The organism is Arthrobacter sp. HMWF013 (assembly GCF_003061105.1).
In the GTDB taxonomy this organism is placed as follows: Bacteria; Actinomycetota; Actinomycetes; order Actinomycetales; family Micrococcaceae; genus Arthrobacter.
Genome location: NZ_QAIQ01000625.1, coordinates 1 through 9,580, shown reverse-complemented (window position 1 = coordinate 9,580; position 9,580 = coordinate 1). Strand labels below are relative to the sequence as shown.

Annotated in this window: 8 protein-coding genes; 6 read left to right on the top strand and 2 right to left on the bottom strand. The window is 65.7% G+C overall.

Going from position 1 to position 9,580, the window contains the following annotated elements:
• A partial coding sequence (locus DBR22_RS20835) for a helix-turn-helix domain-containing protein (RefSeq protein WP_375135005.1) occupies window positions 1-257 on the bottom strand: 257 nt, incomplete at its 3' end.
• 106 nt (window positions 258-363) lie between these two features.
• Between DBR22_RS20835 and DBR22_RS20830 the strand changes: the two genes are divergently transcribed.
• Genes DBR22_RS20830 through DBR22_RS20820 form a run of 3 tightly spaced genes read left to right on the top strand, consistent with a single transcriptional unit; the run spans window position 364 to window position 3,081 of the window.
• A complete protein-coding gene (locus DBR22_RS20830) occupies window positions 364-1,332 on the top strand; it encodes an ABC transporter ATP-binding protein (RefSeq protein ID WP_108600561.1) in 969 nt (322 codons plus the stop codon).
• Window positions 1,329-2,129, top strand: coding sequence for an ABC transporter permease (locus DBR22_RS20825; protein WP_108600560.1), 801 nt, complete (start codon window positions 1,329-1,331; stop codon window positions 2,127-2,129). The genes DBR22_RS20830 and DBR22_RS20825 overlap by 4 nt, the downstream gene beginning before the upstream one ends.
• Window positions 2,130-2,136: 7 nt before the next feature.
• A complete protein-coding gene (locus DBR22_RS20820; RefSeq protein ID WP_108600559.1) occupies window positions 2,137-3,081 on the top strand; it encodes a COX15/CtaA family protein in 945 nt (314 codons plus the stop codon).
• Window positions 3,082-3,454: 373 nt separating this feature from the next.
• On the opposite strand, the gene DBR22_RS20815 is transcribed toward DBR22_RS20820, so the two are convergent.
• Window positions 3,455-4,414, bottom strand: coding sequence for a heme o synthase (locus DBR22_RS20815; protein ID WP_108600558.1), 960 nt, complete (start codon window positions 4,412-4,414; stop codon window positions 3,455-3,457).
• Between the two features lie 518 nt (window positions 4,415-4,932).
• On the opposite strand from DBR22_RS20815, the gene tkt reads away from it, so the two are divergent.
• The 3 genes from tkt to DBR22_RS20800 form a co-directional block, all read left to right on the top strand.
• Complete coding sequence (gene tkt / locus DBR22_RS20810) at window positions 4,933-7,050, top strand: transketolase (protein WP_108600557.1); 2,118 nt, start codon at window positions 4,933-4,935, stop codon at window positions 7,048-7,050.
• 23 nt (window positions 7,051-7,073) lie between these two features.
• A complete protein-coding gene (gene tal / locus DBR22_RS20805) occupies window positions 7,074-8,189 on the top strand; it encodes a transaldolase (protein ID WP_108600556.1) in 1,116 nt (371 codons plus the stop codon).
• 6 nt (window positions 8,190-8,195) lie between these two features.
• Window positions 8,196-9,580 (top strand): glucose-6-phosphate isomerase (locus DBR22_RS20800; protein ID WP_108600555.1); only part of this gene is annotated, 1,385 nt, incomplete at its 3' end.

The following is a 9,580-nucleotide window of genomic DNA, read 5'->3' as shown; positions in this document are numbered from 1 at the left end:
CGTTTGACCTCAATGACTCCACTCCGCGAGAGATGGTCAAGATGGCGGCGGACGGCCGCGGGCGTGAAGCCCAGCAGGTCGCCAAGTTCAGCGGCGCTGACGGGACCGTGCTCCAGGACGGCGCCGAGGACCCGGTCCCGGGTACGCTCGTCTGCATCCGCCACCGGGACGGCGGCGATGTGACCGCGCTCAGCGGCGGCGCGTGGCGCCCCGTGCCCGGCAAAAGGCACAGCAGTAGCATTGCTCATGGAATACACAACACAATCATGTCGTAATTTACTCCCCCCTTCCAGTAAGGCGAGGCTGGCCTGATGCCGACGGGTGGAAACGGCCGGCTGTTACTACATCACGTAGAATGCTGGGGTGCGATCCCCCGAGTCCCCGGTTCTGACCATCAGCGGGTTAATTAAGGATGTTGGTCCGCTGGCCAGCCTGGACGGCAAGATGCTCCGGGTGGTGAGCGGCGTCTCCCTTGTAGCCGAACGGGGCCAGGTGACTGCCCTCCTTGGCGCCAACGGAGCAGGAAAGACCACCACGATCGAGTGCGCCCAGGGACTCCAGAAGCGTACCGGCGGAAACATCTCCCTGCTGGGCCAGGATCCCGGCCAGGCAGGTGCCGGACTGCGCGCCCGCGTGGGCGTGATGCTCCAGGACGGTGGCCTCCCGCCGTCGGCCCGTCCCATCCCGCTGCTGCGGCACATCGCCGGGATGTACTCAAGGCCGCGCTCCGTGGACGATCTTGTCCAGCGGCTCGGCATTGATGATTTCAGCAGGACCTCCGTGCGCCGGCTTTCCGGCGGCCAGAAGCAGCGGCTGGCACTCGCCGCGGCATTGATCGGCAACCCGGAGGTGCTTTTCCTGGATGAGCCCAGTGCGGGTCTGGATCCCCACTCCCGCCAGCTTGTCTTTGACCTGATCGGGGAACTGCGGCACGCCGGAATGGGGATCATCCTCACAACCCACCTGATGGACGACGCCCAACGGCTGGCGGACTATGTCTACATCATCGATGCCGGCCGGAATGTCGCGGAGGGCACCGTTCCCCAACTGCTCCAGCGGGACCCGGTGGTGGAAGAGGGCCTGGAGCATGTCCGCACCCTTGTCTTCGAGGCACCCGCGGGGCTTCACCTCGCCGGCGTATTGCCCGCAAACATCACAGTCACCGAAACCCGGGCGGGCAGCTACGTTGCCTCAGGTCCGCTGACACCGGCCGACCTTGCCTCACTGGCCTCGTGGTGGGCAGCCCACAACATCATGCCCGGCTCCCTGAGCCTGCAGGCCCGGAGCCTGGAAGACGTCTTCCTTGACGTCTCGGGAAAGGACATCCGATGACCAACGCGCCTTACCCGGCTTCGGCCGGCACGTCGGCTGCCGGGAAGCCCACGTCCCAGTCGCCGGCTTCCCTCGCGCGGCGCATCCTGCTGCAGGGCCGCTACGAGTCCCTCACCATGCTGCGCAATGGCGAGCAACTGATTCTCGCCGTCGTCCTGCCTCTGCTCGCCCTGGTGGGCCTGACCGTCACCCCCTTCCTGGACGGCCTCGGGGCCAGCCGCATCAACGTGGCCGTGCCGGGCATCCTGGCTTTGTGCGCCATGTCGACAGCGTTCACCGGGCAGGGTATCGCCACCGGCTTTGACCGGCGTTATGGGGTTCTCCGCTTCCTGTCCACCACTCCCCTGGGCCGCACCGGACTCATCGCGGGCAAGGTGCTGGCCGTGCTGGTGGTTCTCTGCCTGCAGGTCATGGTGGTCACCCTGGTGGCGCTTCCCCTGGGCTGGCAGCCGCCAGCATCCGGCTGGCTCCCGGGACTGTTCCTGCTGGTGCTCGGTGCCGCGGCGTTCACTGCCCTGGGGTTGCTCGTTGCAGGCACGGTCCGTCCCGAAGCAACCCTCGCCATCACCAATCTGCTGTGGATTCTGCTGGGAGTCCTCGGCGGGATCGTGATCCCGGCCGACCGGTTGCCCGCTGTGGCCCAGAGCATTGTTGTGTACCTGCCTTCCGGCGCCCTCGGCGAGGCCTTGCGCGAAGCTTTCATGTTCGGCACCGTTGATGTCGGTGCCGCGTTTATCCTGCTGGCCTGGACAGTCCTCGCCGGCGCAGCAGCCATCCGTTGGTTCAAGTGGAATTGAGATATCCGTGAGTACGGCTTCACGCCTCCCCCAGATCGCAGGCAACCTCATGGCGCGGCTGCCCCGCACTGTTGACGCCCGGGTCCGCCGCCTGGCTGTCGCGTCCCTCGTTGGTCAGACGGCGCTGGTCGTGACCGGCGGTGCAGTCCGTCTGACCTCGTCCGGCCTTGGCTGCCCCACCTGGCCGCGCTGCACCGACAGTTCGCTGGTCAACACTCCCGAGATGGGGATCCACGGGTTCATCGAATTCGGCAACCGGCTCCTGACGTTCGCGCTGGCAGCCGTTGCCGTCATGATGCTCGTCTACTTGTGGAACCTCAGGAAAGAACGCAAGGACCTCTTCCTGTTGGCGGCTGGGCTGCTGGCCAGTATCCCTGCCCAGGCCGTCATCGGCGGGATCACCGTCCTGACCAACCTCAACCCCTGGGTTGTAGGCCTGCACTTCCTGGTGTCCATGGCCCTGGTGGTCATCGCCACCCTGCTGGTCAACCGGGCGTTCGGCAGGACAGGCCGCTTTGGAACACTCCGTCTCCCCGCACTGCCGGCCGTCCTGCGTCCGGTATCCGCCGCCGTCGCGCTTTTTTCCGCAGTGGCGGTGATGCTCGGAGTGGTGGTCACAGGCGCAGGCCCCCATGCCGGGGACGCTGATGCGCCCCGCAACAACCTCGACTGGGACCTGTTCTCGCACATCCATGCTGTGCCCGCCTACCTGATTACGGCTGGGACGCTCTTCGCGCTGGTCATTGTCTTCACCCGGAAAATCAGTGGGCCCTTCCGGACGGCTGCCGTGCTGCTCCTCGCCGTTACCCTGCTGCAGGGCGTTATCGGCTTCACGCAGTACTACAACGGCATTCCCGCACTGCTGGTGGGCGCCCACATGCTCGGCGCCGCACTGCTGATGAGTGCCGCAACGAACGCCGCCGACGTCGCGCGTTCCAGCCCGCAGAAGTAGTCACGCCCCGCACAGTACGGGGCAGGTCCCTTGCTTGGCCCCGGCGCCCCGGTTCACGACGAACCGGGGCGCCTCCCGTTGCCCACACCTTCTGGCAGATCCTGCCGCCTTTCTTGCGACCCTCTGGCAGATCCTGCCGCCTTTCTTGCCACGCTCTGGCAGATTCTGCGGCTTTTGCGGCGTCCCTCTGGCACCTCGCAGACCGGCCGCCTTGATCAGCGCGCAATAACACGGTGCAAGAAAGAAAGCCCTCCTGCACTGAAAGTGCAAGAGGGCTTCTGGATTTCCAACAGGAACTGCAAGAGGGTTTATGGATTTCCCACGTTAAGCGAGAGAGCGTCGGCCGAGAACGTGCAGGAAGTGAGAGAGCGTCCTAGCTGATGATGGCTGAGCCGACGAACGGATCCACGGCGAGGGCGATGAACAGCAGTGTCAGGTAGCTGATGGAGCCGTGGAAGACCTTCATGGCGCCCTTGTCCGGGATGTCTTCGCGGTGCGCGCGGCTGTACAGGGCGTGTGATTCGTAAAGGAACCAGGCTCCGGCAAGGACCGCGGTGACCGTGTACACCCAGCCGGCGCCGCCGGCGGGGATCATCAGCAGCGAGCAGACCACCATGGCCCACGCGTAGAGGACCACCTGGACGGAAACCACTTTGGCCCCGGCAATGGCGCCGAGCATGGGCACGTTGGCCTTGCGGTAGTCCTCGCCGTAGCGCATGGACAGGGGCCAGTAGTGCGGCGGGGTCCACAGGAAGATGACCATGAACAGGATGACGGCCGGCCATTCAACGGTATTGGTGACCGCGGCCCAGGCGATCAGCACCGGGAAGCAGCCGGCGGCCCCGCCCCACACAATGTTCTGCGCAGTGCGGCGCTTGAGGATGATCGAGTAGATGACCACATAGAAGAAGATGGCACCGAATCCGAGCCACGCGGACAGCGGGTTGGCACCGAACCAGAGGATGACGATGGCCGCGGCGCCCAGCAGCCACGAGAAGACCAGGGCCTCCCGCGGTGTCACTTCGCCGGTGACGAGGGGCCGCTTCTCGGTGCGGTGCATCAGTTTGTCGATGTCGCGGTCGATGTAGCAGTTGAAGGCACCGGCGCTGCCGGCTGCGAAAGCGCCGCCGACCAGCGTGGCAAGGATCAGCCCGATGGAGGGGAAGCCGCGCTCGGCGTAGATCATGGTGGGCAGCGTGCTGACCAGCAGCAGCTCGATGACCCGCGGCTTGGTGAGGGCGAGATACGCCTTTGCCTTGCGGGCAATCCCGGCTCCCCCTCCGGAGCGGGAAGCGTTCAGCGGCGTATCAGTTGTGCTCACGGTGGCAGTCACCCGTTCTGGTTGGTAATTCTCTGTCTGGCTGTACAGCTGTCTGGTGCAGGCGCTATGCCAGGCACTCCACGGATTGACCATGGCCGGGTTCGCGCAGCGGCCGAATGACTCCGAAAGCCCATGCGGACGTGCGGTTTCCGGCCCAAGCCTCCGAATATCATACCGTGCCGGGTTCACCGCCACGGGCGCCTGATAGGCCCAGATGATCGCGCGAACGCTGATTCGAGCAGATTAACTCAACCTCACGGAATGCTGATTCACATAAGGGGAAATTGCGTCCACTACGTGAGATTTGCGCTGACCGGAGAGTGGAATCGAGCTAAGCTGTCACCAGATCAGCTCGCAGCGGGGAATGCAGTGGAAAACGCATTCCCGACGCCGGCGTCTGAGTGATAGATCAAACGTTTCGATGGTGAACGGCTGGTACACACCGCAGCGGGCACCACAGCGTGCCCCGGACCGGATCCCGTGTACAGCCCACTGTCAGCACAGAGAGGGGCCCGGTTTTCGTGCCACATTTGGAAGAGCAAGAACTGTCATGGACCAGCTTGGACCAGCGCGCGGTGGACACCATCCGCGTTCTGGCTGCAGACGCGGTGGAGAAAGTCGGCAACGGCCACCCCGGAACGGCCATGAGCCTGGCCCCGGCCGCTTACCTTCTCTTCCAGAAGCTCATGCGGCACGATCCGCGGAACCCGGACTGGCTGGGCCGCGACCGCTTCATCCTGTCCCCGGGCCACACGTCACTGACCCTTTACATCCAGCTGTTCCTCTCCGGCTACGGCCTGGAACTGAAGGACCTTGAGGCGCTCCGCACCTGGAATTCCCTGACCCCGGGCCACCCCGAATACAAGCACACCGCCGGTGTGGAGATCACCACCGGCCCGCTCGGCCAGGGCCTGGCCTCGTCGGTCGGCTTCGCGTACTCCCAGCGCCGCATGCGCGGCCTGTTCGACGCCGACGCTGCCGCCGGCGAGAGCCCGTTCGACCACACCATCTGGGTCATTGCCTCCGACGGCGACCTCCAGGAAGGCGTCACCGCCGAGGCCTCCTCCCTGGCCGGCCACCAGGAACTGGGCAACCTCGTAGTGGTCTACGACGAGAACCACATCTCCATCGAGGACGACACCGACATCTCCTTCACCGAGGATGTCCTCAAGCGCTACGAGGCCTACGGCTGGCACACCCAGCGCGTGGACTGGACCAAGACCGGCGAATACAAGGAAGACGTCCAGGAGCTCTACTCGGCCCTGCTCGCCGCCAAGGCCGAGACGTCAAAGCCCTCCATCGTCTCGCTGCGCACCATCATCGGCTACCCCGCCCCCAAGAAGCAGAACACCGGCAAGATCCACGGCTCGGCCCTGGGCGCCGAGGCAGTAGCAGCACTCAAGGAGGTCCTCGGCTTCGATCCGGCCAAGTCCTTCGACGTCGACCAGGAAGTCCTGGCCCACGCCCGCTCCGTTGTGGACCGCGGCGCCGCCGCCCACAAGGAGTGGGAAGAGTCCTTCAACGCCTGGCAGGCAGCCAACCCGGAAGCCGCCTCCCTCCTGGAGCGCGTCGAGTCCAAGGAACTGCCCGAGGGCCTGGACGCCGCCCTTCCGGTCTTCCCGGCCGGCAAGGACGTCTCCACCCGCGCCGCCTCCGGCAAGGTGCTCAACGCCCTCGGCCCGGTCATGCCCGAACTCTGGGGTGGGTCAGCGGACCTCGCTGAGTCCAATAACACCACCATTGAGGGCTCGCCGTCGTTCGTTCCTGCCTCAAAGCAGACCGACGCATGGTCCGGCAACCCGTACGGCCGTGTCCTGCACTTCGGTATCCGCGAGCACGCTGCGGCGTCGATCGTGAACGGCATCGCCCTGCACGGACGCACCCGGGCTTTCTCCGGCACCTTCCTGATCTTCAGTGACTACCAGCGGCCGGCCATCCGCCTCGGTGCCCTGATGGGTGTTCCGTCCCTCTACGTGTGGACACACGACTCCATCGGCCTCGGCGAAGACGGCCCCACGCACCAGCCGGTGGAGCAGCTCGCCTCGCTCCGGGCCATCGTGGGACTGGACGTCGTCCGCCCCGGCGACGCCAACGAGGTTGCTGCAGCATGGAAGACCATGCTGGAGAACCACGGGAACCCGGCCGGCATCGTCCTCACCCGCCAGAACATCCCCACCTACGCCCGTGGTGAGGGAACGGCCGACGGCGACACATTCGGTTCCGTTGCCGGCGTCGCCAAGGGCGGCTACGTCCTGGCCGAAGCCTCCAAGGACGGCGCCACCGTACCGGCCGACGTCATCCTGATCGGCACCGGCTCCGAGGTCCAGCTGGCCGTCCAGGCCCGCGAAGCCCTCCAGGCTGACGGCATCGCGGCCCGCGTTGTCTCGATGCCGTGTGTTGAGTGGTTCAACAAGCAGGACGCCGCCTACCGCGAATCCGTCCTCCCTGCCGCCGTCAAGGCCCGGGTATCGGTCGAAGCCGGCCTGGCCCTCGGCTGGCGCGAATTCGTCGGCGACGCCGGCCGTTCCGTCTCACTCGAGCACTACGGCGCTTCCGCTGACTACAAGCGCCTTTTCCAGGAGTTCGGCATCACCGCGGAGGCTGTCGCCGCCGCTGCCAAGGACTCCCTCGCTGGCCTTCAGGCCTGAAACAGATTCCAGGAGATACAAAAATGACTACGCCTACTCAGCAACTTTCCGACGCCGGAGTGTCCATCTGGCTGGATGACCTTTCCCGCAGCCGCCTCGAGACCGGGACACTGCGCAAGCTCATCGAAGAGAAGAACGTTGTTGGTGTCACCACCAACCCGTCCATCTTCCACGCCGCCATCACGGCAGGCACGGACTACGACGCCACCATCGCAGCGCAGGCAGCTGCCGGTGCCAGCGTCGAAGACACCATCTTCGAAATCACCACTACGGATGTGGCCGACGCCTGCGACCTCTTCGCTCCGGTTGCCGCAGCGACCAAGGGCGTCGACGGCCGCGTGTCCATCGAAGTTGACCCGCGCCTTGCCTGGGACACGGCCGGCACCATCGCCGAGGCCAAGCACCTGTACAAGAAGGTCAACAAGGACAACGTCCACATCAAGATCCCGGCAACACTCGAAGGCCTGGAAGCGATCACCGCCACCCTGGCCGAGGGCATCAGCGTCAATGTGACCCTGATCTTCTCGCTGGAGCGCTACCGGGCCGTCATCAACGCGTTCCAGTCCGGTCTGGAGCAGGCCAAGGAGAACGGCCACGACCTCTCCAAAATCCACTCGGTCGCGTCGTTCTTCGTTTCCCGCGTTGACTCTGAAATCGACAAGCGCCTCGATGCCCTCGGCACCGACGAGGCCAAGGCACTCAAGGGCAAGGCCGGCGTCGCAAACGCCCGCCTGGCCTACCAGGTGTACGAAGAACTCTTCTCCACGGAGCGCTGGGCGTTGCTGGCCGAGGCCGGCGCGCTCCCCCAGCGCCCGCTGTGGGCATCAACCGGCGTCAAGGATCCGGCCTACCCGGACACCCTGTACGTCACGGAGCTCGTAGCACCCGGTGTGGTCAACACCATGCCGGAGAAGACCCTGGACGCCACCTTCGATCACGGTGTGGTCACCGGCGACACCGTCACCGGTACGTACGCCGATGCGAACGCCACGCTCGACGCCCTCGAGAAGCTGGGCATTTCCTACAACGAGGTTGTTGCGCTCCTCGAATCCGAAGGCCTCGACAAGTTCGTGGCCAGCTGGAAGGAACTGCTGGCAGACGTCGAAGGTGCCCTCGCCGCCGCACGGAAGGCTTCCTAACCCCTCATGAGCACACTCAGCTACGACGCCACCGGTGCCGCACAGCAGGCACTCGAGCAGCACCTCCCCGCCCTGGTAGAGGACCGCGTTGCCACCCGGATCTTCGCCAAGGACCACACATTGTGGGGTCCCGACGCCGAAGCCGAGTCCGCAGTGCGCCTCGGCTGGGTTGAGGCGGCCACCGTCTCCCAGCCCCTGGTGGCGGATATCCTCGAACTGCGCGATGCCCTGCGGGCAGAAGGGGTGACCCGGATCGTGCTTTGCGGCATGGGCGGATCGTCCCTCGCTCCCGAGGTCATCGCGGGCACCGCTGGCGTCGAGCTGACTGTTCTGGACAGCACTGACCCCGACCAGGTCCGTGTTGCCCTTGCGGACCGGCTGGGCGACACCGCAATTGTGGTCTCCTCCAAGTCCGGTTCCACCCTGGAGACCGACTCCCAGCGCAGGATTTTCGAGCACGCCTTCAACGAGGCAGGTCTCGATGCCAGGAGCCGGATCATCATTGTCACCGATCCGGGCTCGCCGTTGGACAAAGCATCCCGCGAGGCCGGCTACCGTGCCGTCTTCAACGCGGACCCCAACGTTGGCGGCCGCTACTCAGCGCTGACCGCCTTCGGCCTGGTCCCTTCAGGTCTTGCCGGCGTGGATATCCAGGCTTTCCTGGATGAGGCCGAGGAAGCTGCTGAGGTCCTGAACGAGGACGCGGCCGAGAACATCGGGCTGGCCCTGGGTACGGCTCTGGGTGGTACCAACCCGCTGCGCAACAAGATCGTCATCGCTGAGGACGGCTCGGGCATTGTGGGCTTCGCGGACTGGGCCGAACAGCTCATCGCAGAATCCACCGGCAAGCTCGGTACCGGCGTCCTGCCGGTGGTGGCCGGACCCAACTCCCCGGAGGTCACCTCCGGTGCAGCCGACGTCCTGGTTGTCCGGCTGGTAGCCGCGGATGCCGACGTCGAACTTGGTGAGAACGAAGTGGCGATCGCCGGTGGCCTGGCCACGCAGATGATGGTGTGGGAATTCGCCACCGCCGTCGCGGGGCGCCTGCTGGGCATCAACCCGTTCGACCAGCCGGACGTGGAGGCTGCCAAGGTCGCTGCCCGCGGCCTCCTGGACGCACAGCCCGAACCCACACCCGCCGCCTTCGTTGACGGCGCCATCGAGGTCCGGGGCGGGGACTGGCTCCGCGGTGCCGCCACCGCGGAGGAAGCCGTTGGCGCCCTCCTCGGAACGCTCGACGACGAGAGCTACCTCAGCGTCCAGGCCTACTTCGACCGGCTGGCCTACGCGCAGCTTGAGGGCATCCGCGACAAACTCGCAGCTGTCAGCGGCCGGCCCGTCACCTTCGGCTGGGGTCCGCGGTTCCTGCACTCCACCGGACAGTTCCATAA

Bases quoted from the DNA above. Each gene is read 5' to 3' on its own strand.
- DBR22_RS20825 (WP_108600560.1), top strand. From the start codon at position 1,329: ATGACCAACGCGCCTTACCCGGCTTCGGCCGGCACGTCGGCTGCCGGG.
- tal (WP_108600556.1), top strand. From the start codon at position 7,074: ATGACTACGCCTACTCAGCAACTTTCCGACGCCGGAGTGTCCATCTGG.